Source organism: Azospirillum canadense (assembly GCF_025961225.1).
GTDB classification, from domain to species: Bacteria; Pseudomonadota; Alphaproteobacteria; order Azospirillales; family Azospirillaceae; genus Azospirillum; species Azospirillum canadense.
In genome coordinates this window covers 2633164-2656656 of sequence record NZ_JAOQNG010000001.1, presented here as the reverse complement: position 1 = coordinate 2656656, position 23493 = coordinate 2633164, and the positions used below count along the sequence as shown (strand labels likewise).

Below are 23493 nucleotides of genomic sequence, written 5' to 3'. Positions count from 1 at the left end.
ACCTCGGGCGCATGAAGGCGGAATTGATGATTCAGGGTGTTTGTTTTCTCACGGGCTCTCACCGCACACACTCCGCCAGCCCATCCCTTTCCACGATCGCCATGCGCCGCTCGATGATCCCCGCGCGCCGTGCGACGTAGGCGCCGGGCGGATTCGGGGACCATTTGCGCGGGCTCGGCAGCACGACGGCGAGGAGGGCGGCCTCGCGGCGGGTCAGGGACGAGGCGGGCTTTTTGAAATGGTGGAGGGCCGCGGCCTCGGCGCCGTAGACGCCGTCGCCCCATTCGATGCTGTTCAGGTAGACCTCCAGGATGCGGCGCTTGGGCCAGAGCTGCTCGATCAGCAGGGTGAACCAGGCCTCCACACCCTTGCGGGTCCAGCTGCGGTCGGGCCAGAGGAAGGCGTTCTTCGCGGTCTGCTGGCTGATGGTGCTGCCGCCGCGCAGGCGGGCGCCCTCCTCGTTGTCCTCGAAGGCGCCTTCGATGGCCACCCAGTCGAAGCCGCCGTGGCCGCAGAACAGCGTGTCCTCCGACGCGATCACCGCGCGGGCGAGGTGGGGGGAGATGGCGGAGAGCGGCACCCAGTCGTGCTCCAGCCCGGCGCCTTCCACAGCGCGGATCAGCATCAGGGGCGTGGCCGGCACCGGCACGAAGCGGTAGAGCGCCGCCCAGCCGACGCTGAAAGCCGCCAGCCCCAGGACCAGCGCCACCAGTCCGCGCAGGATGCGCCGCAACGAAAAGTGCATGCCGTCAAGCTCCGACCGTGGGCGGGGCGCCACTGTCGGGCGGGCGGGGCCGTAAGGTCAACACGAGCTTGTTCCTCGCATTGGCGGGCCGGGGGCCTCTATACTGCGCCGCATGGATCCGACCTTCGCGCCGCCTCCCCCCTCCTTCAGGCTCGACGACGCGCCCGCGCTGGTGGCCGGCGCGCGGCAGGTCGTGCTGCTGACCGCCGACGGCGAAGTGGAGGAGCTGTCGCCCGCCGCCGTGGCGATGCGGGTGCGCCGCCAGCCGCCGCTGGTCTGCCACGCGCGGGCCATGGCGCGGCGACTGGGGATGGAGCCCTTCACCGCCTTCGACGTGCTGGAGCTGTTCGCCTTCGTGAAGCCGGCGAGCTTCTGCGTGCCGACCCCGCGCGGGCTGGCGGAGGCGCTGGACCTGCCCATCCCCGACGGGCTGGACGCCGACGCGCTGGCGCTGCAACGGGCGGTGCGGCGGCTGCTCGGCCTGCTGGGCGCGCCGGGGCGGGAGGAAGCGTCCGATCCGGTGGCGTTTGCGTGGGAGATGGGGCGGGCCGGCTGGCCCTGGGCGCCGGCCGTTCTGGCCGCGCTCGGCAAGCCGGACGGGCCGGAGAAGGGGGCCGGACGCTCCGGCCTGCGCGTCTGGACGCGCATCAAGGAATGGCAGGACGGCCCGCCGGAGCCGCCGCCCGCCCACCACCCGGTGGAGCCCGACGAGGCGCGACGGCGGCTGGCCGAGATGCTGTCGGCGACCGTGCCCGGCAAGATGGCGGAGCCGCGGCCGCAGCAGGCCGACTACGCCAGCGCCGTGTCCGCCGCCTTCGCCCCGCGCACCGCCCCGGACACGCCGAACGTGGTGCTGGCGGAGGCCGGGACGGGCGTCGGCAAGACGCTGGGCTACCTCGCGCCGGCCACGGTGTGGGCGGAGAAGAACGGCGGCACGGTGTGGATTTCCACCTACACCCGCAACCTTCAGCACCAGATCGACGCGGAGCTGGACCGCCTCTATCCCGAGCCGGCGACCAAGGCGCGCAAGGTCGTGCTGCGCAAGGGGCGCGAGAACTACCTGTGCCTGCTGAACCTGGAGGAGGCCGTGCGCGGCTTGCCCATGCAGCCGCCATCGGTTTCTGGTGGGGGGTCGGTGGGGGTGGGGCTGATGGCGCGCTGGGCTGCGGCGACGCGCGACGGCGACCTGACCGGCGGCGACTTTCCGGGATGGCTGGTGGACATCGCCGGGCGGGCGCGGACGCTGGGCCTCGCCGACCGGCGGGGCGAGTGCATCTATTCGGCCTGCGACCACTACGCCCGCTGCTTCATCGAGAAGAGCGTGCGGCGCGCCCGCAAGGCCGACGTGGTCATCGCCAACCACGCGCTGGTCATGGTGCAGGCGGCGCTGGGCGGGGGTGAGGAGCCGACGCTGCCCAGCCGCTACGTCTTCGACGAAGGGCACCACGTCTTCGACGCGGCCGATGGCGCCTTCGCCGGGCACCTGACCGGGCGGGAGACGCAGGAGCTGCGGCGCTGGCTGCTCGGCGCGGAGGAGGGGCGCAGCCGCGCCCGCGGGCTGAAGCGCCGCATCGAGGATCTGATCGCCAGCGACGACCGCGCGCAGGAGCTGATGGACGCTGTCATGCTGGGTGCCCGCGTGCTGCCGGCGGAGGGCTGGGGCGCGCGGCTGTCCGCCGACAACCCGCAGGGGGCGACGGAGAAGTTCCTGCTGATGGCGCGCCGGCAGGTCTACGCGCGGACGGCGGGGCAGGGCGGGCCGTACAGTTTGGAGGCCGACAAGGCTTATCCGGTGGACGGGCTGCTGGAGGCGGGCGAGGCGCTGGAGGGCGCGCTGGTGCGGCTGGCGGAGCCGCTGGCGGGCTTGGCGAAGCGGCTCGCCGCAAGGCTGGAGGACGAGACGGCGGAGCTGGACAGCGACCAGCGCCGGCGGATCGACGCCATGGCCCGCAGCCTGACCCGGCGCGGCGTGCTGACGGTGGAGGCCTGGCGGTCGATGCTGAAGACGCTGGCCGTGGAGACGCCGCCGCAGTTCGTGGACTGGTTCGCGGTGGAGCGGATCGACGGGCGCGACGTGGACGTGGGGCTCTACCGCCACTGGGTCGACCCGACCGTGCCCTTCGCGGAGGCTTTGGCCGGGCCGGCGCACGGGATGGTCGTGACGTCGGCCACGCTGACCGACGGCACGGGCGACGTGGAGCTGGACTGGCGGGCGGCCGAGGACCGCAGCGGCGCCAGCCATCTGCCGAAGCCGGCGCTGCGCGCGCAGGTGCCCTCGCCCTTCGACTACCCCAACCGCACGCGGGTGATGGTGGTCACCGACGTGCGCAAGGACGATTTGGGGCAGGTCGCCGCCGCCTACCGCACGCTGTTCCAGGCGGCCGGCGGCGGCGGCCTCGGCCTGTTCACCGCGATCAGCCGCCTGCGCGCCGTCTACGACCGCATCGTGGAGCCGCTGGACGGGGCGGGCATCCCGCTCTACGCCCAGCATGTCGACCCGCTGGACGTGGCGACCCTGATTGACATCTTCCGGGGGGAGGAGCACGCCTGCCTGCTGGGCACCGACGCGGTGCGCGACGGGGTGGACGTGCCGGGGCGGAGCCTGCGCCTGATCGTGTTCGACCGCGTGCCCTGGCCGCGCCCGGACATCCTGCACCGCGCGCGGCGGGATGCCTTCGGGCGGCGGCGCTACGAGGACATGATCGCGCGGCTGCGGCTGAAGCAGGCGTTTGGGCGCCTCGTGCGGCGGGCCGACGACACGGGCGTCTTCGTCCTGCTCGACCCCATGATGCCAAGCCGCCTGTTCGGCGCCTTTCCGGAGGGGGTTGAGGTGCGCCGGGTGGGCATCAAGGACGCGGTGGCGGAGACGGCGGAGTTCTTGCGGGGGTGGTGAGCGGGTGCCCTCACCCCGCCGGCGCGTAGAGCGCCAGCAGGGCGGACAGGGTCACCACGCTGGCGATCGTCGACATCAGGATCGCCGACGAGGTGCGCTCCACGTAGATGCGGTACTGGCTTGCCACCACGAAGGTCAGGGCGCCGGTCGGCAGGCCGGCGAGGATGATGGCGGAGCCGGCCCAGAAGGGATCCAGCGGGAACAGCGTGCGGATCAGCAGCCAGCACAGCGCCGGCTGGACGACCAGTTTCAGGGCGCTGATCCAGCCGACCTCCAGAAGGTTCGCCTTCATGGACTGGGTTGCGAGGAACAGCCCGATGGCGAACAGGGCGCAGGGGCCGGCGGCGGCGCCGATCAGGTCGCAATAGGTGGCGATGGGGCGCGGCACCGGCACGCCGGACAGCAGCACCGACCAGGCGAGGCCCAGCAGGGTGGATATGATCAGCGGGTTCTTGGCCAGCGCCCGGCCGACGTCGCGCAGCGCCTTGGACAGGCCATCGGCGCGGTTGTTGGCGAACTCCAGCCAGATCACCGCGATGCCGACCATGATTGCGCTCATGATCACGGTGGCGAGGATGGCGGGGGCGAGGTGGTCCGGGCCGAAGGCGGCCAGGAACAGCGGGATGCCCATGTAGCCGGTGTTGGAGAAGCAGGCGTTCAGCCCCTGCATGCATTGGATCTGCGTCCGCTCCCGGTGGATCACCCGGCCGAGGATGGCGCCCAGCGCGTAGACCGCCAGCATGGAGCCCAGGAAGGCGCCGATGAAGGGGCCGTTGAAGATCTCCGGCAGCGACCGCCGCGCCGTGCCCAGGAACAGCACCGGCGGCAGGGCCATGAAGTAGACGAATTTGTTCAGCGCCTCCGACGACGCGGGGCCGAGGATCTTCGCCTTGCCGGAGAGGACGCCCGCCAGGATGATGGCGAAGACGGGGAGCGCCACGTTGAAGACGACCGACATGGCGCTGACCTTAAGGGGGAGGGCGGCCCACTGTCGAGCAACAGGGACCTCCACCTTGGGCATGGCTCCCTTGACGCGGGGGAAGGCACGGGCAAGATTGGCAATGCCCCAACCAGCAAGGGCCCCAACCCGCAGGAGTTCCGATGATCAACCACCACAGCGCCCTCATCTACGTCATGGTGCTGGTGTCGGCGTGCGACGGCGACATGACGGACGCGGAGCTTGAGGCCATCGGCGAGAACGTCCGCTATCTGCCGGTCTTCAAGGACTTCGACATCGACCGGCTGACCGACGTTACGCGCGAATGCTCCGGCCTGCTGGCCGACCAGGATGGGCTGGAGACGACCCTCCAGATCATCAAGGACGCGACCCCGCACAAGCTCGTGGAGACGGCCTACGCGCTGGCCTGCGACATCGCCGCGGCCGACCCCGCCGCCTCGCAGGAGGAACTGCGCATGCTGGAGATGATCCGGCACAAGCTGGGCGTCGACCGGCTCTGCGCCGCGGCCATCGAGCGCGGCGCCCGCGCCCGCCACGCGCGTCCCTGACCGGATGAGCGTCGATTTGAAGGGTCGGACGGTCGGCCTCATCGGGCTCGGCCTGATGGGCCGGCCGATGGCGCGCAACCTGGCGAAGGCCGGGGCGTCGCTGGTCGTCCACAGCCGCAGCCCCGGCCCGGTCGAAGAACTGGCCGCGGAGGGCATGAGCCCCGCCGCCAGCCCGGCAGAGGTCGCCGCCCGCGCCGACACGGTCGTGCTGATGCTGTCCGACACCGTGGCGGTGGAGGCGGTGGCGGCCGGGCTGATGGACGCGTTGCGTCCCGGCCATCTGGTCATCGACATGGGCACCACGGCGGTCGAGCCGACCCGCCGCCTCGCCGAGGCCGTGCGCGCCAAGGGGGCGGAGTGGGTGGATGCGCCCGTGTCCGGTGGAACCGTGGCGGCGGAGGCCGGCAGCCTGACCATCATGGCCGGCGGGACGGCCGACGCCTTCGCCCGCGCCCTGCTGCTGTTCCAGGCCATGGGCCAGCGCATCACCCACGTGGGCGACAGCGGGGCCGGGCAGGTCGCTAAGATGGCCAATCAGGTCATCGTCGCCCTGTCCATCGGCGCGGTGGCCGAGGCCCTGGCGCTTGCCAAGGCGGCGGGGGTGGAACCGGCCAAGGTGCGCGACGCCATCCGCGGCGGCTTCGCCGAGTCGCGCATCCTCGACCTGCATGGCCAGCGCATGGTGACTGGCGACTTCACCCCCGGTGGCCGCGTGGTCACCCAGATCAAGGACCTGAAACAGGCGGAGGAATTGGCCGAACAGTCCGGCATCCAGCTTCCCGCCCTGGGCCTGAGCCTGGAGCTGTTCGAGATGCTGGCCGACCAGGGCGACGGCGGCCTGGACCACGCCGCGCTGTACCGGCTGTTCGTGAAGTAGTCTTTTAAAACCCGTAGGTTGGGTGGAGCGAAGCGCAACCCGACATCGTCGTCCAGCGAACACTGTTCGGTTTCGCTGGCGCTGCACCCAACCTACGGGCCATTCCGTCGAATCACTCCGGCCGGTAGTTCTTCACCAGCAGTTCGGCAATCTGCACGGCGTTGAGGGCGGCGCCCTTGCGCAGGTTGTCGGACACGCACCAGAAGGACAGGCCGTTGTCCACCGTGTAGTCCTCGCGGATGCGGCTGACGAAGACCGGGTCGTCGCCGGCGACGTCCACGGGGGTGATGTAGCCCTCGTTGTCGCGCTGGTCGATCACCTGGACGCCCGGCGCCTTGCGCAGCAACTGGCGGGCCTCCTCCGCGGTGATCGGCTCCTCGCACTCGATGTTGATGGCCTCGGAATGGCCGATGAAGACCGGGACGCGCACGCAGGTGGCGGTCACCTTGATCCTGGGGTCGAGGATCTTCTTGGTCTCGACGTTCATCTTCCACTCCTCCTTCGTGTACCCGTCGTCCATGAACTGGTCGATGTGCGGGATGACGTTGAAGGCGATCTGCTTGGTGAAGGTGGACTTCTGCACCGGGTCGTTCACGAAGATGGCGCGGGTCTGGCTGAACAGTTCGTCCATGCCGTCCTTCCCGGCTCCGGACACCGATTGGTAGGTGGAGACCACCACGCGGCGGATCTTGAAGCGGTCGTGCAGCGGCTTCAGCGCCACCACCATCTGGATGGTGGAGCAGTTGGGGTTGGCGATGATGCCCTTCTTGCGATAGCCGGCGATCGCCTCCGGGTTCACCTCCGGCACCACCAGCGGCACGTCCGGATCCATGCGGAAGTGCGAGGTGTTGTCGATGACGACCGCCCCGGCCGCCGCGGCGCGCGGGCTGTGCACCGCCGACACCTTCGCCCCCGGGGAGGACAGCACGATGTCCACGCCTTTGAAGTCGAACTTGGCGAGGTCGAGGACCTTCAGGACCTGGTCCTCGCCGTAAGAGACCTCCTTGCCGGTCGAGTTCTCCGACGCCAGAGCGATCACCTCGTCGGCCGGGAACTTCCGGTCGGCGAGCGTGGCCAGCATTTCCCGTCCGACGTTGCCGGTGGCGCCGACGACCGCGACTTTGTAGCCCATGGCGGTGGATCCCTATGATAAATTCGGTGCAAAGAGGGCTTGAGGTATGCGGTTCCCGACGGAATTGCAACAGCGCCCGCGTTGTGAGACGGTGCACGAACAGCCTTCAACGACCGCGACTTGACCCGCCGGCTCATGACCACGCCGCTCGAAGACATCATCGCCAAGGCGATCAAGGACGCGGACAAGTCCTTCTTCAACGAGGACTACACCAAGCAGGCGCGGTCGGTGATGACCGCGCTGAAGAAGGCCGGCTATCAAGTCGCCCCGATCAAGCCGCCGGACGGGTTGGTGGAATGGGCCAAGGAGAACATCCCCTTCGGCCGACTGCGTCCCGCCGAACTGATCACCCAGATGTATTCGATGATGCTGGAGAATGTCCGGCGGTTCGACAAGTAGCCCCGGCATGAAAAGACGGGACCGGCGCGGCCGCCCGGCCGGTCCCCTCCCGTCCGCCGTCAGAGCGCGATGTAGTCGAAGTTCGGGACGGTCGCGAAGACGGCTGGCGGCGTCTTGTTCGCCGAGGTCATGGTGATGATCTGGCTGGTGCCGGCGCTGTAGTAGATAATGGCGGGCACCGGCGCCTTGCCCTGGGTGAAGCCGTGCTCGGCGCCGTAGCCGCCCTGGTCCCCGGTCACCTTCAGGATGATGTTCAGGCCGCCGCGGGACTTCTCGATGAAATACTGGTGGCAGCCCGTCTTGTTGCCCTTCCCGGTGCAGGGGTAGGCGTTCTGCACGATGAGGCCGGGCTTGCCGCCGAGGTTGGTCAGGTTCGCCTCCAGCAGCGCGCGTTCCGCGTGGTTGAGGAGATTGTCGCCCCGTTCGGCGCTGCTGTCGGCCTTCTTGCGCCATTCGTTGCTGGCGGTGATGGTATAGAGCGCGGCGTTGACCGGCATGGGAATGTCCTTTTTCTGAATTGGTTTCGATCCTTGGCGCCATTGGAAGGAGATCGCGCCGGATTGACTTGGCGCGGCGATGTATTCCCTGGCACCGGTCATGGATGGTAATGGATTTGAAAAGTCCTGCTTTCGGCTTGATCTCAGAATCATTGTTTACCGGTGTCCGGGATTCCGCCCGCAATGCCGCCCTGCATGCCGTTGAATGTCCGGCCCCGATGTCCCATTTTGGATTGCGACGGCGGACATGGGTGTCACCCCCGCGTTGCGGGCGGGTTGGCGGCCATGCCCCGCACAGCGTGGCCGGGGCGGGTTTGCAGTCACGGCAAGGGAAGCGTGAACGCCAGAAGAAATGCTGGTAATACCACGCCCAAGCAATCGGCCTTTGTTTTCAGACACTTCCCGCGGTGCGCCATTTTGATCACGGCTAAGTCCCCGCCGTTGACTCGGGTGCGCGAGAAGCGTAATTCAATGCGCCAATCACAGCAGGGCCTAAAACTTTCGGTCTCGCACCACCCGCCGTCGCGGCAAAAGCCCTCCTTGCCGCGACCGGCCGCCGAACAGAGGACGACGCAATGGCAAACGGCAGCGGTCGGCCGCTTTCCCCGCATCTTCAAGTCTATAAATTCGAATGGACCATGGCGCTGTCGATCACGCACCGCATTACGGGCGTGGGGCTGGCCGTGGGCACGCTGCTGCTGACCTGGTGGCTGGTCGCCGCCGCGGCCGGGCCGGAGTCGTTCGCGCGTGCGCAGAAGTTCATCGGCTCGGGCCTCGGCCTGCTGCTGATGTTCGGCTGGACCTGGGCGCTGTTCTACCACCTGGCCGCCGGCATCCGCCACCTGGTCTGGGACGCCGGCTATTCGTTCGAGCTGAAGGAAGCGGAACTGGGCGGCAAGATCGTCGCCGGCGCGTCGCTGGGCCTGACCATCCTGGCCTGGATCATCGGCCTGGCCGTGTGGTGAGGAGACGGACAATGGCAGCCAATCTTTCCAAGAAGTCCCTGCGCAGCCCGCTGGCCGAGGCGCGCGGTCTGGGCTCCGCCAAGTACGGCACCGAGCACTGGTGGCACCAGCGCGTGACCGCGATCGCGCTGGTCCCGCTGACCATCTGGTTCGTGTTCGGCGTCATCCGCCACCTGGGCGCCGACTACACCGCTTTCGTCGCCTGGATGAAGTCGCCCTTCTCGGCGGTGATGATGGCCCTGACGGCCGCGATGACCTTCCATCACGCACAGAGCGGCCTGCAGGTCGTGATCGAGGACTATGTGCACAACGAACTGGCGAAGGTGCTGAGCGTCCTCGCCGTCAAGTTCGTGTGCTACGCGCTGGCCGCGGCCTGCGTGTTCTCCGTCCTCAAGATTTCGTTCGGAGCCTGACGAGCCATGGCCGCCTACGATATTATCGATCATTCCTATGACGTCGTCGTCGTCGGTGCCGGTGGTGCGGGCCTGCGCGCCACCTTCGGCATGGCCGAGAAGGGCCTGAAGACGGCGTGCATCACCAAGGTCTTCCCGACCCGCTCGCACACCGTGGCCGCCCAGGGCGGCATCTCCGCGGCGCTGGGCAACATGAGCGAGGACGACTGGCGCTTCCACATGTACGACACCGTCAAGGGGTCGGACTGGCTGGGCGACCAGGACGCCATCGAGTACATGTGCCGCGAGGCCATCCCGGCGATCATCGAGTTGGAGCACTACGGCGTGCCCTTCTCGCGCACCCCGGAAGGCAAGATCTACCAGCGCGCCTTCGGCGGCATGACCGCGCATTACGGCAAGAGCCAGGCCTACCGCACCTGCGCCGCCGCCGACCGCACCGGCCACGCAATCCTGCACACGCTGTACCAGCAGTCGCTGAAGCACGAGGCGGAGTTCTTCGTCGAGTATTTCGCGCTCGACCTGATCATGGAAGACGGCGTCTGCAAGGGCGTGGTCGCCTGGAACCTGGACGACGGCACCATCCACCGCTTCCGCGCCCAGCTGGTCGTGCTGGCCACGGGCGGCTACGGCCGCGCCTACTTCTCGGCCACCTCGGCCCACACCTGCACGGGCGACGGCGGCGGCATGGTGCTGCGCGCCGGCCTGCCGCTGCAGGACATGGAGTTCGTGCAGTTCCACCCGACCGGCATCTACGGCTCCGGCTGCCTCATCACCGAGGGCGTGCGCGGTGAGGGCGGGTACCTGACCAACTCCAACGGCGAGCGCTTCATGGAGCGCTATGCCCCGTCGGCCAAGGACCTTGCGTCCCGCGACGTCGTGTCGCGCTCGATGACCATCGAGATCCGCGAGGGCCGCGGCGTCGGCGCGCACAAGGACCACATCCACCTGCACCTGGAGCACCTGCCGCCGGAGATCATCCACCAGCGCCTGCCCGGCATCGCCGAGACGGCCAAGATCTTCGCCGGCGTGGACGTCACCAAGGAGCCGATCCCGGTTCTGCCGACGGTGCACTACAACATGGGCGGCATCCCCACCAACTTCCGGTGCGAGGTGGTCAACCCGACCGCCGACGATCCGGACCGCGTGGTGCCCGGCCTGATGGCCATCGGCGAGGCCGCCTGCGTGTCGGTGCACGGCGCCAACCGCCTGGGCTCCAACTCGCTGCTCGACCTCGTGGTGTTCGGCCGCTCGGCCGCCATCCGCGCCGCCGAGATCGTCGAGAAGGGCAAGTCGGTGTCGTCGTCGGCCGCCGCGACCGATTTCGCGCTGGAGCGCTTCGACCGCATCCGCAACGCGAAGGGCTCCATCAAGTCGTCGGAACTGCGCCTGGAAATGCAGCGCACCATGCAGAACAACTGCGCGGTGTTCCGCACCGGCGAGGTGCTGGAGGAGGGCGTCAAGCTCATCGACCAGACCTTCGCCAAGAAGGGCGACATGGCGATCTCCGACCGCTCGCTGGTCTGGAACTCGGACCTGGTCGAGGCGATTGAGCTGGACAACCTGCTGTACCAGGCCGTCGCCACGCTGCACTCGGCGAAGAACCGTCCGGAAAGCCGCGGCGCTCACGCCCGCGAGGACTATCCGGACCGCGACGACGAGAACTGGATGAAGCACACCGTCATCGGGGTGTCGGACAAGGGCGAGACGAAGATCGGCTACCGCCCCGTCCACATGTACACCCTGACCGACGAGGTGCAGGTGTTCCCGCCCAAGGCCCGCGTCTACTAAGGCGGCCACGAGCAAGGCAAGGATACGAACCATGGTCGAATTCAACCTGCCCGCCAATTCCAAGGTCGGCGTCGGCAAGACCATCAACGCCGCCAACGGCGCCAAGCGGGCCAAGAGCTTCAAGATCTATCGCTGGACGCCGGACGACGGGCAGAACCCGCGGGTCGACACCTACATCGTCGACCTGGACAAGTTCGGGCCGATGGTCCTGGACGCGATCATCTACATCAAGAACAACATCGACTCGACCCTGACCTTCCGGCGCTCCTGCCGCGAGGGAATCTGCGGGTCCTGCGCGATGAACATCGACGGGCTGAACACGCTGGCCTGCCTGAAGGCCATCGAGGACATCAAGGGCGACGTCAAGATCTACCCGCTGCCGCACATGCCGGTGGTGAAGGATCTCGTCCCCGACCTGAAGCACATCTACGCCCAGCTGGCCTCGATCAAGCCGTGGCTGCAGACGCAGTCCCCGGCGCCGAGCCGCGAGCGCCTGCAGTCGCCGGAGGACCGCGCCAAGCTGGACGGCCTCTACGAGTGCATCCTGTGCTTCTGCTGCTCGACCTCCTGCCCCAGCTACTGGTGGAACGGCGACCGCTACCTCGGCCCGTCAATCCTCCTGCAGGCCTACCGCTGGATCGTCGACAGCCGCGACGAGATGACGGGCGAGCGCCTCGACAACCTCGAGGATCCGTTCCGCCTGTACCGCTGCCACACCATCATGAACTGCACCAAGGCGTGCCCGAAGGGCCTGAACCCGGCCAAGGCCATCGCCGAGATCAAGAAGCTGATGGTCCAGCGCCGCTGATCCATCGCTTCACGGTTCGTGTCGGAAGACAACGAGGCGCTCCCGAGAGGGGGCGCCTCGTTGCGTTTGGGGCATAGAATTCACCACCAAAACACCAAGAGTCCGCGACGAGCCGGGCGCGGGGATTCTTGGTGCCTTGGTGGTGAAGAAACTCTACGCGAAGTCGGGATCCGTCGGACGGGACGGCGGAAGGTCGTCGTTGGGGATCGGCGACAGGCCGCCGTCCTGCGGGCCAGGGGTCGGCAGGTCCGGGTTGTCGGTGGACGGGGCCGGCGCGGGGGCGTCCTGGCCCGGCGGCGGGTGCGGCGGTGCGGAGCGCAGCGGCTGCGGCGTTGCGGTCGGTGACGTCCAGCCCATGGTCGAAATCTCCCTGAAGTGATCGGCGGGTCACGGACTCAACCGTTCAACTGGCCCGTCTGCGCCCGTTGACCGGCGGCGATGAGGGGGTATCCTTTTCGGGGGAGAGAAAGATTCGATCATCCATGGGCCCGATATCGAAAGGGCCGAATCATCGAAGGGAGAAAATCATGGGAAACACGGCGGGTCAGGCGTTGAGCTACATCCACGGCGAATGGGTTGCGGGCAATCCCGCGATCGTAGGCCCGATGACGCACGCGCTCTGGCTTTCCTCGGTCGTCTTCGACGGTGCGCGGGCCTTCCAGGGCGTCGCCCCGGATCTGGACCGGCACTGCGCGCGCGTCGTCCGCTCGGCGCAGGTGATGGGCCTGTCCCCCATGCTGACCGCGGGCGAGATTGAGGAACTGTGCTGGGACGGCATCCGCCGCTTTCCCAAGGAGGCGGAACTCTACATCCGCCCCATGTTCTACGCCGAGGAGGGGTTCGTGGCGCCCGACCCGGAGAGCACGCGCTTCGTGCTGTCGGTCTACGACGCGCCGCTGCCCAGCGTGTCCGGCTTCACCGCCTGCCTGTCCACGCGCTGCCGCCCGGCGCCGGCCATGGCGCCGACGGAGGCCAAGGCCGCCTGCCTCTATCCCAACGCCGGCCTCGCCCTGAAGGAGGCTCGGGAGCGCGGCTTCGACAACGCGATTATGACCGACCCCATCGGCAACGTCGCCGAGTTCGCCACAGCCAACCTGTTCATCGCCAAGGATGGTGTGGTGCGCACGCCGGTGCCGAACGGGACCTTCCTGAACGGCATCACGCGCCAGCGCGTGATCGGGCTGCTGCGCGACGACGGCGTCGCGGTGGAGGAGGCCACCCTGTCGACCCGCGACGTGCTGGAGGCGGACGAGGTCTTCTCCACCGGGAACTACGCCAAGGTGGTGCCGGTGACGCGGGTGGAGGGGCGCTCCCTGCCGGCCGGGCCGCTCGCCGCGCGCGCCCGCGCGCTGTATTGGGAGTTCGCCTTCCGCTGAGCATACGGCCGAAGCGAGGACTGTATGCGGCCCATCCGCCGGCTTGATAAGGCGGCCCGGAAGCGGGCATGATTCCGTTGAATGTGGGGCGCCGGGTTTGTCGGCGCCCCACGATTGGAGGGGGACAGTCACATCATGCAATTCCGCGAACGGCGCCGTGTCATCCAGGTCATCCGCACCACCTACGACCCGGAGGTGAAGCGCGGGCGTTCCGAAGTTCTGGGCAAGATCGATAAGGCGGCGCCCACCGTCACCGACAAGCTGCACAAGGCCTGCACGCCGGAGGAACTGGCGGAAATCGCCACCTACCTCGCCAACCGGCAGAACCTGCTGCGCAACGAGGCGGTGCGCGCCGGGGCCGAAACCCTGCCCGCCCAGATGCGTGCCGCCGCGGAGTATTTCCGCACGCACCGCGACGAGGAGGCCAAGGATTTCGCGGTCGACATCCGCGCCGCCTGGGACGAACTGAAGTCCGCGCTGCGCAAGGCCGGCTTCGCCAAGGGCAAGGCGCTGAAGAAGGCACAGAAGAGCGCGGAGAAGGCTGCGGCGGCGGAGGCGCCGGCTGCGGAGGCCGCTCCTGTCGAGACGCCCGCCGCGAATGCGGTGGTCGAGAAGACGGTGACCGGGAAGCCCGCTGCCGCGAAGAAGGCCGCGCCGGTCCGGAAGCCGACCGCTGCGAAGAAGACGCCCGCGGCGCGCAGGGCGGCGGTGCCGAAGCGGACGGAGACGGCGGCGGTCGCCCTGATGGCGTCCAACCCGGAGGTCGCCGCGGAGCCGGTGGTGACCGTTCCGCCGGTGGTGGCGGACAGCAAACCCGACGCGGCTCAGTAAGCCGGTTCGAAAGCGGGCGCCGCCAGGGCGCAAGCCGCGTGGCGGTGGTGCGCCAGGGTGCGAGAGAGGCGCGACAACCACGCGTCGGCCGCCGCACCGTCGGCGGGCAGGGCGGCGCGGCGGCGCGCGGCGCCCTGCCGTGCCTCGGCGGCCAAGCGGTCGTGCAGAGAGCGCGTTGCGGAGCGGACGAGGGCGGCGTGGCGCTCGCCGCCGCCGAGCAGGGCGGTTTTCAGGGAGCGGCGCGGCGGCGGGCCGTCATGGCCGCGCTCCAGTTCATCAAGGCCCGGGCCGTTGGGAATTTTGGAGTGGGCGCTTGCGGACGACGGCGGGGCATCGCGGGACATGGTCGCGCATGCTGCGCGTGCCACAGCCCCGTGTCAAGTCAAATAAAGGAAAAATAACCTAGGATCGGTTGCCCTTGGGCAGCCGCCCTTACTGGCTGGCCCAGATGATCCGCGCCATCCAGGCCACGTCGGCGCGCGGGATGTTGCGGTCCGGGTGGGCGCGGTTGATGGACATCAGTTCCACCTTCGTCGCCGTTTCCCGCATCAGCTGCTTGGCCATCACCTCGCCGCCCTTGGTGCGCACCACCACGCGGTCGTTGCGGCGGATCTGCGCCGCCGGGGACACGATGATGGTGTCGCCGTCGCGGTAAACCGGGTCCATGCTGTCGCCGGCGATCTCCAGCGCGTACGCGTGCGGGTCGCCGATGCTGGGGAACAGAAGCTCGTCCCAGCCCACGCCGGAGGGGAAGCCCGCGTCGTCGAAGAAGCCGGCGTTGCCCGCCTGGGCGTAGCCGATCACCGGCACCCGCTGCAGCGAGCCCGGGCCAGCCGACTCGCCGACCAGGCTCACGAACTCCGTCAGCGATGCGCCGGTCGCTTCCAGCACCTTGGAGACGCTTTCGGTCGAGGGCCAGCGGAGCTTCCCGTCGCCGGTGGTCCGCTTGCTTTTGTTGAAGGTCGTCGGATCGAGCCCGGCGCGCCGCGCGAGCCCTGAGGCCGACAGCCCGTTCTGGGCTGCAAGGCGGTCGATCGCCCGCCAGATGTCCGCGTGTTTCAGCATGGGACGATAATCTCATAAACCCCGCGCCCCGTCCCTAGGAACCTTTTCATATTTTCCTTGACCGAGGAATAAAATCAGTACATAACGTGAACAGACGTTCGCGCTTGCCGCGCAACACGGCGCCTGGGCGGTCCGAATCGCGAGTGAGTCGGAACCCGCGAACGCAGAGCGTGCATTTCAACCGGAAGGCTTCGACGCATGGATCTTCACCGCAGCACCCTCCGCAGCCGGCCCGCGATGGTTTCTCCACAGATGGTCTCTCCCGGGGCGGCGTTCCCCATGGAATTCGACGTCGGCGGTGTTCCGTTCGGCAGCGCCGAGGAGGCGTGGTTCTGGTCGGTGCAGGCGCAGGAGGCCAAGGCGGCCGGTGCCCGCGTCACCGCCGGGAAGGGGCTGGTGCAGCGTCCGTGCGAACCGTCCGACGTGCTGCGCGCGGTGGACCGGCTGTACCGCCGGCGCCTGCTGCTGCGCGACCACCTGCACGTGCTAGTCCATTACGGCCGCCGGCTGATGGCCCCCGACCCGGAGCGCCGCCGGGAGCAGCGTGCCCACACGCTGTGGCGGGAGGCTTTCGCCCAGCTCGCCCCGGTGCTGCGCGAGAAGGGGATCGTGCAATGAGTTGCGACCCGTTGCCGGGCGCCGACGGAACGGGCCGCCGCGCCTGGGTGGTGTTCCGCGGCGACGCGGAGCTGTGGTGGCTGCGCCTGCTGCGGCCGGGATTCCGCCACTGCTTCGCGATCCTGAACGACGGCCGTTATTGGGTGCTGGTCGACCCTCTGGCGCCCTTCACCGACGTGGAGGTGCTGGATCTGCCCGCTGCCTACGACCTGCCGGGATGGTTCCGCGAGAAGGGCATGGCGGTCGCCCCGGCGCCGCTGCGCCGCGGCTTGACCCGCCCGGCGCCGTGGGCGCCCTTCACCTGCGTAGAGGCCGTCAAGCGCCTGCTCGGCCTCCACGCGCCGGGCGTGCTGACGCCCTGGCAGCTCTACCGCCGGCTGGGCGCCGCCGCGGCGGTCTGACCGCCCCTATTCCCGCACACCCGCTTCCCAGCAGGAGAGAACCGCCCATGGCGAACCTGTTCAAGGCTCCCCGGCCGTCCGCGACGGCGACCGCCGTTGCCACGCCGACTGCGGCCCCGGCGCCGACCCCGGCACCGGCCCCGGCCCCAGCGCCCGACCCGACGCCGGTCGTGGCGACGCCGGCAATCACCCCGGCACCCACCCCGGTCGCAACGCCATCCACACCGCCCTGGTGGGCGACGACGCCGCCGGCCGTGGAGGCCGCCCCGACCCCCGTGGCGCCGGCTCCCACCAACCCGGCCACCGATACCCCGGCCATCAACACCCCGGCTGCGTCGGACACGCCCCCCGCGCCCCCCGCCGCGACTCCGGCCGAGCAGGACACGGCGAAGGCCGCGGAGGAACTGCTGCAACGGCGCGCGCGCAGCCTGATCGGAACGGTGCAGACCTCCTGGCGCGGCGTGCTCGACACCAACACGCTGCAGCCGCTGCGCAAGCGCCTGCTGGGGGAATGAGCGCATGAGCGATTCCATCACCATGGCCCGGCCGACGGGGGCTCCCGGCGGGACGACCGCGGCAAAGGCGGAGACCGAGGCGCAGGCCCTGCTGGACCGCTACCGCGCGGCGCGGGAGCGCCGGTCGGTGTGGGAAAGCCACTGGCAGGACTGCTACGACCACGCGCTGCCGAACGGGCAGCCTTTCCGCGGCACCGGCACGCCCGGCGAACGGCGGGTCGACCGGCTGTTCGACGGCACCGCGCCGGACGCGGTGGAGCAGCTGGCCTCCAGCCTGCTGGCGGAGCTGACCCCGCCCTGGTCGCGCTGGTTCGGGTTGGTGCCCGGCCCGACCCTGTCGGATGCGGAGCGCGACCGCGTTGCCCCGATGCTCGACCGCGCGGCCGGCATCGTCCAGGCGCACCTGGACCGCTCCAACTTCGCGGTGGAGATCCACCAAGCCTTCCTCGACCTCGTCACCGTCGGCACTGCCTCCCTGCTGATGGAGGAAGCCGCACCCGGCGCCCCCACTAGCCTGCGCTTCACTGCCGTGCCGTTGGCCGAGGTGGTGCTGGAGGAGGGGGCGGACGGCCGGCTGGACGGCACCTACCGCCGCAGCGAACCGACGCTGGCCCAGCTGGAACGCCGCTTCCCCGGCGCCGATCTGCCGGACGAGGTGCGCAAGCGCGGCGCGGATGAGCCCGACAGCCGCTTCCCGCTGGTCGAGGCCGTGCTGCCCGACGGGCTCGCCTACCGTTGGAGCGTGGTGCTGGACAGCGGGCTGGCCGAGCCCCGCCGGCTGGCCGAGGGGCGGTTCGCCCAGTCGCCTTTCATCAACTTCCGCTGGCTGAAGGCGCCCGGCGAGACTTATGGCCGGTCGCCGGTGATGAAGGCGCTGCCGGACATCAAGACGGCCAACAAGGTGGTCGAGCTGGTCCTGAAGAACGCCTCGGTCGCCGTCACCGGCATCTGGCAGGCGGACGACGACGGGGTGCTGAACCCGGCGACGATCCGGCTGATGCCGGGGACGATCATCCCGAAGGCGGTGGGTTCCGCCGGGCTGACCCCGCTGGCCAACCCCGGCCGGTTCGACGTGTCGCAGCTGGTGCTGGACGATCTGCGCGCCCGCATCCGCCATGCGCTGCTGACCGACCGGCTGGCCCCGCTCGACCAACCACGCATGACCGCGACGGAGGTGCTGGAGCGCTCGTCGGAGATGGCACGGCTGCTCGGCGCGACCTTCGGGCGGTTGCAGGCGGAGCTGCTGAACCCACTGCTGCTGCGCGCCGTCGCCATCCTGCGCCGGCGCGGCGAGATCCCGGATCTGGCGGTGGACGGGCGCATCGTCGCCCTGCAGCAGCGCTCCCCGCTTGCCCAGGCGCAGGCGCAGCGCGACGTGCAGGCGACGCTGCACTGGCTGGAGACGGCGCAGCAACTCGGCTCCGAGGCGATGGCCACGGTGGACGCGGCGGCCACCGCGCGCTGGCTGGGCGAAGCCTTCGGCGTGCCGGCCACGCTGATCCGCGCCGACACGCCGCCGGCATCCACGCAGGAGGCTTCCCATGCCTGACCGCGATGGATGGGGGGCGCTCGACGCGTCCCCCGCGGGGCCGCCGGCGGACCTGTTGGCCAATGACCCGGCGCCCGCCTTCGCCCGCTGCTTCGCCGGGCCGGACGGGGAGCGCGTGCTGAACACCCTGCGGGCGATGACGCTGGGCCGCGCGCTGGGTCCCGACGCGCCCGACGCGGCGCTGCGCCACCTCGAAGGCCAGCGCCAGCTGGTCGCCGTAATCCTCGCCCTCGTTGCCCGCGGAGCCGCGCGCGGAACCTTTCGCGGGCAGGGCGCCTAATCCCCCTTCCTTCCACAGACCGGAGTCCCCCATGGCCGAAAACCTGCTGACCTCCCCCGTCCCCGGCACCACCGCGCCCGAGCCGTCGGTGCCGGAGAAGTTCCGCGACCCGCAAACCGGGGCCGTGCGCGTGGACGCGTTGCTGAAGTCCTACCTGGAGCTGGAGCGGCGCCTGTCCGCTCCTCCCGCCGCTCCCGCGGCCCTGGCCGACGCTCCCGCGGTCGAGCCCGACCGGCCGGCCCTGCTGAAGATGCTGGGCGTGCCGGACGGGCCGGAGGGCTATTGCATCGCCTGCGACCACGGGCTGTTCCACCCCGACACGGCGATCAACGGCCGCCTGCACGAGGCCGGCTTCACGCCGGAGCAGGCGCAGCTGGTCTACGACCTCGCCGCCGAGCGGATGGTCCCGCTGATCCAGGAGGTCGCCGCCGAGTTCCAGGCGGAGCGCGAGATCGAGCGGCTGGTCACCCAGTTCGGCGGCGAGGAGCGCTGGCGGGATGTGTCGCGCCAGCTTCTCGCCTGGGCCGGCAAGGCCCTGCCGCGGGCGGCGGTGGAGGGGCTGTCCACGACCTACGAAGGGGTCATGGCGATGTACCGCATGATGTCGGGGACCGAGCCGTCGGCCCTGTCGATGCCCGCCGCCCCGGCGCCCGGCGGCGGCGAGGGCGAGCTTCAGGCCCTGATGCGCGACCCGCGCTATTGGCGGGAGCGCGACCCGGCGGTCGTGGCGCGCGTCACGGAGGGTTTCCAGCGCCTGTACCCCAACGCGGGCTGACGCTGCCGACGCATCCCCCGGAGCGGCGGCCGCTCCGGGGGGTATGTGGCGAATGTGTCAAAATGCCGCGGTATTCGGCAAAATAATGGCGCGAACGTTTGCGGCGGCCACTTGGTTGTTGCGCATATGACATAAAAAAGCGAGGCTCCGTTACGCAAAGACAACCGGCCGGATGCAACCGGCCGCACGCGTGGACGGGCTGCCGGACTTCCCATGACGTTGCGCCGCAAGATTCGCTGGCTGACCTGGATCGGGCTGATCGGCTGCCTGATGGCAGCGATCCCCGCACTGTACATGCTGCGCAGCGGCTTGATCTCCGAACGCGGGCGCCTGACCACCGCGCTGGTCGACTCGGCCCACGCGATGCTCGCCGAAATGAACGCCGCCGTGGAGGCGGGCTCGCTGCGGCGGGAGGAGGCCCAGTCCCAGGCGCGGCTGGCCCTGCGGGCGCTCGGGCGCGACCCGTTCCATGTCAGCGTGTTCACCGACGGGCGCGTGCCGGCGCACTGGTCGCCGGATGGCACGGACGAGGCGGCCATCCTCAGAAGCGTGGTGTTCGCCCCGTGGGGCTGGACCGTCGCGGCCATGTCCGAGACGGAGGACATCGACCGCGAGTTCGCGGTGGAGGCGCTGGCCTTCACGCTGTTCCTGGCGGTGCTGCTGGTGCTGAGTTGGCCGCTGTCCGTCTTCCTGTCGGAGCAGGTGCTGGGCCCGGTGGAGGCGCTGTCGGCGCGCATGGAGCAGCTGACCCAGGGCAACACCGCCATCGACATCCCCGGCCGCGAGCGCGCCGACGAGTTCGGCGCCATGGCCCGCGCCATGGAGTTCTTCCGTCGGGCCGCCGGTGCCCTGATCGAGCGCGACGAGCGCCTGTTCGGCATCATGAACAACGTCGGCGAAGCCATCGTGCTGGTCGGCGAGGACGGGCTGGTGGAGGAGCACAACCCGGCCGCCGTGGCGCTGTTCGGCGTGCCGGGCGCGCAGCTGCTGGGCCGGCGCTTCACCACCCTGTTCGCCGAGGCGGACCGCGAGCGCGTCGCCGCGCTGCTGGGCGGGCAGGGTGGAAAGGACGGCGGAGGGGGGTGCGGCCGGACCGAACGGGCCGAGGAACTGGGCATCGAGCGCGGGGACCAGGATCTGGGTGGCCGGGCCGAGGTCTCGCTGACCGTGTCCTGCCTGGACGTGCACGGGCGGCGCAGCTACGTCTGCGCGCTGGCCGACATGACGCAGCGCCTGCGCCACGAACGGGAGCTGCTGCGGCTGGCGACGCGCGACCGGCTGACCGGGTTGCCGAACCGGGCGCTGGTCGAATCGCTGCTGGAGTCGGCGATCGAGCGGGCGCGCCGCCACGCGCGCTGCTTCGCCGTGCTGTGCCTGGACCTGTCACGCTTCAAGCTGATCACCGACACCATGGGCCACCACGCCGGCGACCTGCTGCTGCAGGAGGTGGCGACGCGGATTGCCGTGACGGTGCGGGCGAGTGACACGGTCGGTCGCATCGGCACGGACGACTTTGCGGTGATCCTGGAGGAGGTTCGCGACGGCGAGGAGGCGGCGATGATCGCCGGGCGCGTCCTGGCCGCCTTCGACGAGCCCGTCCTGCTGATGGGGACGGAGCATTACGTCACCCCGTCCATCGGCATCGCGCTCTATCCCGACCACGCCGACAGCGCGCAGGAGCTGATCCGCGCCGCCGACACCGCGCTGTACGCCGCCAAGCGGCTGGGCGGGCGGCGCCACGCCTTCTTCCGCAAGGAGCTGGCCGACCAGGCGCACCGCCACCTGGCGCTTGACCGCGACCTCCGCACGGCGCTGGCCGGCGGGCAGTTCCAGCTGCACTACCAGCCCAAGGTGTCGCTGATCGACTTCTCGCTGGAGGGGTTCGAGGCGCTGCTGCGCTGGGAAAAGCCGGGCCACGGCATGATCTCCCCCGGCGAGTTCATCCCGGTCGCCGAGGACACCGGCTTCATCGTGCCGCTGGGCGACTGGGTGCTGGACGAGGCCTGCCGGCAGCTGCGCGCCTGGCTGGACGACGGGCTGGACCCGGTGCCGGTGGCCGTCAACATCTCTCCCCGCCACCTGCGGCACCATTCGGCGGAGGATTTCCGCCGCATCATCGACCGGCACGGCCTGTCGCCCGACCTCGTGGAGCTGGAAATCACCGAGGGTGCGGTGATGCAGGACATGGACCACGCGCTGGAGGTGCTGGCCGCGCTGAAAGCCATGGGCATCCGCGTGGCGGTGGACGACTTCGGCACCGGCCACTCCTCGCTCAGCTACCTGAAGCGGCTGCCGGTGACGACGCTGAAAATCGACCGCTCCTTCGTCAACGGCGTGCCGTCCGTGCGCGAGGACAACGGCATCGTCTCTACCATCATCGCCATGGCCGACATGCTGGGCCTGGACGTGGTGGCCGAAGGGGTGGAGAAGCCGGAGCAGGCCAACTTCCTGCGCCACCACAACTGCACGCTCGTCCAGGGCTGGCTGACCGGCCGCCCCGCCCCGGCCGCCCAGGCCGCCGACCTGCTGGTGAAGCGGATCAAGCAGCGGGCGTAACAGGAAAAAAATCTTGACATGAATGGCGTAAAGTCCTAGAAACGGACTTGCCAACGCCCGAAGTGTCTCCCCTCTCATGACGGGCGGCGGCACCTCCCAACTCCCCTCACGCCTGTCCTGGAAAGGGCTGGCCGGACAACCGAAAGGCCCGGCCAGCCCTTTTCTTTTTCGCGCTTCGCCCGCGGCCGGGCATGCCCTTGGGCATGGCCGACAACCGGGTGGCGGACTGCTTCCCGCCGGACGGGATCCCGCTGAACGCGAAAGGATCAAAGTCACATGTCCACCTCGATCGCCCAGGCCTTCGTCAAGCAGTTCGAACGCGAAGTGCACGAGGCCTACCAGCGCATGGGCTCCAAGCTGCGCAACACGGTGCGCACCAAGAACAACGTCCAGGGCGCGTCCACCGTCTTCCAGAAGGTCGGCAAGGGCACGGCCTCGACCAAGGCGCGCCACGGCGCGGTGCCGGTCATGAACCTGGACCACACCCCGGTGGAATGCACGCTGTACGACTTCTACGCCGGCGATTGGGTCGACCGGCTGGACGAGCTGAAGACCAACATCGACGAGCGCCAGATCATCGCCAACGCCGGCGCCTACGCGCTGGGCCGCAAGACCGACGAGCTGATCATCGCGGAGCTGGACAAGTCCACCAACTACGCCGGCTCCGCCAGCGACGGCCTGACCAAGAACAAGGTTCTGGAAGCCTTCGAGCTGCTGGGCGAGGCCGACGTGCCGGACGACGGCCAGCGCTACGCCGTCGTCGGCTGGAAGCAGTGGAGCCAGCTCCTCGGCATCGAGGAGTTCGCCAGCACCCAGTATGTGGGCCCCGACGAGCTGCCCTGGCGCGGCACCCAGGCCAAGCGCTGGCTGGGCACGCTGTGGATGCCGCATTCCGGCCTGAAGGCCGCGGGCGGCGTGCGGCTGTGCCACTGGTTCCACAAGACGGCGGTCGGCCACGCGTCCGGCGCCGACGTGAAGACCGACATCAGCTGGCACGGCGACCGCGCCGCGCACTTCGTCAACAACATGATGAGCCAGGGCGCCGCCCTGATCGACGCGGCCGGCGTCGTCACGCTGCGCTGCCTGGAAAGCTGACGCGGCCGCGCGCCTCGCGCTTTCGCGCACTCATCCCCCCATTCCAGGAGTTCTTCCCATGGCCTACGCCTCGAAGGACCTGAGCGTGCTCGCCTACGCGAACGGCTTCACGCTCTGGCACTACACCACCGTCGACCTCGCGACCGAGGTGGACACCCGCGGCTATTTCAACGGCGCCACCGACCTGCTGCGGGTCGGCGACATGATCCTCGCCAACACCGACACCGACGGCGCGCCGGTCACCGGCGTGTTCGTGGTCGGCTCCAATGCCGCCGGCGTGGTGGACGCCACCAACATCACGCCCTTCGGCAGCAGCAACGTCGACTGATGGGCAACATCAGCTGATCCGGCAAGGGCGGTTCCGTTTCCAGCGGGCCGCCCCTTTCCATCCCTTCATTCCTTCGAAGGA

At 69.5% G+C, this 23493-nt stretch carries 26 protein-coding genes; 19 read left to right on the top strand and 7 right to left on the bottom strand.

Features of this window, described 5'->3' with window-relative positions; translation table 11 throughout:
• Positions 1-58: 58 nt before the first annotated feature.
• Complete coding sequence (mtgA, locus tag M2351_RS12645) at positions 59-745, bottom strand: monofunctional biosynthetic peptidoglycan transglycosylase (protein ID WP_264656404.1); 687 nt, start codon at positions 743-745, stop codon at positions 59-61.
• Positions 746-857: 112 nt separating this feature from the next.
• On the opposite strand from mtgA, the gene M2351_RS12640 reads away from it, so the two are divergent.
• A complete protein-coding gene (locus M2351_RS12640; RefSeq protein ID WP_264656403.1) occupies positions 858-3638 on the top strand; it encodes an ATP-dependent DNA helicase in 2781 nt (926 codons plus the stop codon).
• Between the two features lie 10 nt (positions 3639-3648).
• Here the strand turns inward: M2351_RS12640 and M2351_RS12635 are convergent, their stop codons facing one another.
• Positions 3649-4596, bottom strand: coding sequence for an AEC family transporter (locus M2351_RS12635; RefSeq protein ID WP_264656402.1), 948 nt, complete (start codon positions 4594-4596; stop codon positions 3649-3651).
• A 143-nt stretch (positions 4597-4739) separates the two neighbouring features.
• On the opposite strand from M2351_RS12635, the gene M2351_RS12630 reads away from it, so the two are divergent.
• Positions 4740-5144, top strand: coding sequence for a tellurite resistance TerB family protein (locus tag M2351_RS12630; protein WP_264656401.1), 405 nt, complete (start codon positions 4740-4742; stop codon positions 5142-5144).
• Positions 5145-5148: 4 nt separating this feature from the next.
• Positions 5149-6021 (top strand): NAD(P)-dependent oxidoreductase, encoded by an 873-nt coding sequence (locus M2351_RS12625; RefSeq protein ID WP_264656400.1) that lies wholly within the window; start codon positions 5149-5151, stop codon positions 6019-6021.
• Positions 6022-6133: 112 nt separating this feature from the next.
• Here the strand turns inward: M2351_RS12625 and M2351_RS12620 are convergent, their stop codons facing one another.
• Positions 6134-7153 (bottom strand): aspartate-semialdehyde dehydrogenase, encoded by a 1020-nt coding sequence (locus tag M2351_RS12620; RefSeq protein WP_264656399.1) that lies wholly within the window; start codon positions 7151-7153, stop codon positions 6134-6136.
• Between the two features lie 120 nt (positions 7154-7273).
• Here M2351_RS12620 and M2351_RS12615 point away from each other — a divergent pair, with 120 nt between their 5' ends.
• Positions 7274-7552 (top strand): hypothetical protein, encoded by a 279-nt coding sequence (locus M2351_RS12615; protein WP_246500652.1) that lies wholly within the window; start codon positions 7274-7276, stop codon positions 7550-7552.
• 59 nt (positions 7553-7611) lie between these two features.
• On the opposite strand, the gene M2351_RS12610 is transcribed toward M2351_RS12615, so the two are convergent.
• Complete coding sequence (locus M2351_RS12610) at positions 7612-8049, bottom strand: hypothetical protein (protein WP_264656398.1); 438 nt, start codon at positions 8047-8049, stop codon at positions 7612-7614.
• Positions 8050-8624: 575 nt separating this feature from the next.
• On the opposite strand from M2351_RS12610, the gene sdhC reads away from it, so the two are divergent.
• From sdhC to M2351_RS12590, 4 genes are read left to right on the top strand one after another with little or no spacing between them, the layout of a single operon-like run.
• Positions 8625-9014 carry a succinate dehydrogenase, cytochrome b556 subunit gene (gene sdhC / locus M2351_RS12605; protein WP_264656397.1) on the top strand — a complete coding sequence of 130 codons (390 nt, stop codon included), beginning with the start codon at positions 8625-8627 and terminating at the stop codon, positions 9012-9014.
• Between the two features lie 11 nt (positions 9015-9025).
• The gene (gene sdhD / locus M2351_RS12600) at positions 9026-9427 is read left to right on the top strand and encodes a succinate dehydrogenase, hydrophobic membrane anchor protein (RefSeq protein WP_264656396.1); all 402 of its coding nucleotides are present in this window, start codon (positions 9026-9028) and stop codon (positions 9425-9427) included.
• A 6-nt stretch (positions 9428-9433) separates the two neighbouring features.
• Positions 9434-11215 (top strand): succinate dehydrogenase flavoprotein subunit, encoded by a 1782-nt coding sequence (gene sdhA / locus M2351_RS12595; protein WP_264656395.1) that lies wholly within the window; start codon positions 9434-9436, stop codon positions 11213-11215.
• A gap of 31 nt (positions 11216-11246) precedes the next feature.
• Positions 11247-12023 carry a succinate dehydrogenase iron-sulfur subunit gene (locus tag M2351_RS12590; RefSeq protein WP_209766958.1) on the top strand — a complete coding sequence of 259 codons (777 nt, stop codon included), beginning with the start codon at positions 11247-11249 and terminating at the stop codon, positions 12021-12023.
• 153 nt (positions 12024-12176) lie between these two features.
• Here the strand turns inward: M2351_RS12590 and M2351_RS12585 are convergent, their stop codons facing one another.
• On the bottom strand, positions 12177-12380 hold the full coding sequence (locus tag M2351_RS12585) for a hypothetical protein (protein WP_264656394.1): 204 nt from the start codon (positions 12378-12380) through the stop codon (positions 12177-12179).
• Positions 12381-12550: 170 nt separating this feature from the next.
• Here M2351_RS12585 and M2351_RS12580 point away from each other — a divergent pair, with 170 nt between their 5' ends.
• Together M2351_RS12580 and M2351_RS12575 are read left to right on the top strand one after the other, a co-directional pair.
• The gene (locus M2351_RS12580) at positions 12551-13399 is read left to right on the top strand and encodes a branched-chain amino acid aminotransferase (protein ID WP_264656393.1); all 849 of its coding nucleotides are present in this window, start codon (positions 12551-12553) and stop codon (positions 13397-13399) included.
• 135 nt (positions 13400-13534) lie between these two features.
• Positions 13535-14230, top strand: a complete 696-nt coding sequence (locus tag M2351_RS12575) for a hypothetical protein (protein WP_264656392.1) — start codon at positions 13535-13537, stop codon at positions 14228-14230.
• Here M2351_RS12575 and M2351_RS12570 read toward each other — a convergent pair.
• Entirely contained in the window at positions 14224-14574 is a 351-nt protein-coding gene (locus M2351_RS12570) for a hypothetical protein (RefSeq protein ID WP_264656391.1), read from the bottom strand. The two genes, M2351_RS12575 and M2351_RS12570, sit on opposite strands and share 7 nt — an antisense overlap.
• A gap of 88 nt (positions 14575-14662) precedes the next feature.
• Positions 14663-15295 carry a S24 family peptidase gene (locus M2351_RS12565; protein ID WP_264656390.1) on the bottom strand — a complete coding sequence of 211 codons (633 nt, stop codon included), beginning with the start codon at positions 15293-15295 and terminating at the stop codon, positions 14663-14665.
• A 279-nt stretch (positions 15296-15574) separates the two neighbouring features.
• On the opposite strand from M2351_RS12565, the gene M2351_RS12560 reads away from it, so the two are divergent.
• The 9 genes from M2351_RS12560 to M2351_RS12520 all read left to right on the top strand — a co-directional run bounded on the left by M2351_RS12560 (position 15575) and on the right by M2351_RS12520 (position 23412).
• Complete coding sequence (locus M2351_RS12560; RefSeq protein ID WP_264656389.1) at positions 15575-15913, top strand: hypothetical protein; 339 nt, start codon at positions 15575-15577, stop codon at positions 15911-15913.
• Positions 15910-16314, top strand: a complete 405-nt coding sequence (locus tag M2351_RS12555) for a hypothetical protein (protein ID WP_264656388.1) — start codon at positions 15910-15912, stop codon at positions 16312-16314. Before M2351_RS12560 ends, M2351_RS12555 begins: the two co-directional genes overlap by 4 nt.
• Positions 16315-16361: 47 nt before the next feature.
• Complete coding sequence (locus M2351_RS12550) at positions 16362-16829, top strand: hypothetical protein (RefSeq protein ID WP_264656387.1); 468 nt, start codon at positions 16362-16364, stop codon at positions 16827-16829.
• Between the two features lie 22 nt (positions 16830-16851).
• Entirely contained in the window at positions 16852-18378 is a 1527-nt protein-coding gene (locus M2351_RS12545; RefSeq protein WP_264656877.1) for a portal protein, read from the top strand.
• Complete coding sequence (locus tag M2351_RS12540; protein WP_264656386.1) at positions 18371-18658, top strand: Bbp19 family protein; 288 nt, start codon at positions 18371-18373, stop codon at positions 18656-18658. Before M2351_RS12545 ends, M2351_RS12540 begins: the two co-directional genes overlap by 8 nt.
• Positions 18659-18689: 31 nt before the next feature.
• A complete protein-coding gene (locus M2351_RS12535; RefSeq protein ID WP_264656385.1) occupies positions 18690-19433 on the top strand; it encodes a capsid assembly protein in 744 nt (247 codons plus the stop codon).
• 213 nt (positions 19434-19646) lie between these two features.
• On the top strand, positions 19647-21989 hold the full coding sequence (locus M2351_RS12530; protein ID WP_264656384.1) for an EAL domain-containing protein: 2343 nt from the start codon (positions 19647-19649) through the stop codon (positions 21987-21989).
• Positions 21990-22265: 276 nt separating this feature from the next.
• Positions 22266-23084, top strand: a complete 819-nt coding sequence (locus M2351_RS12525) for a phage capsid protein (protein WP_264656383.1) — start codon at positions 22266-22268, stop codon at positions 23082-23084.
• 58 nt (positions 23085-23142) lie between these two features.
• The gene (locus tag M2351_RS12520) at positions 23143-23412 is read left to right on the top strand and encodes a hypothetical protein (protein WP_264656382.1); all 270 of its coding nucleotides are present in this window, start codon (positions 23143-23145) and stop codon (positions 23410-23412) included.
• The last annotated feature ends 81 nt before the right edge of the window (positions 23413-23493 follow it).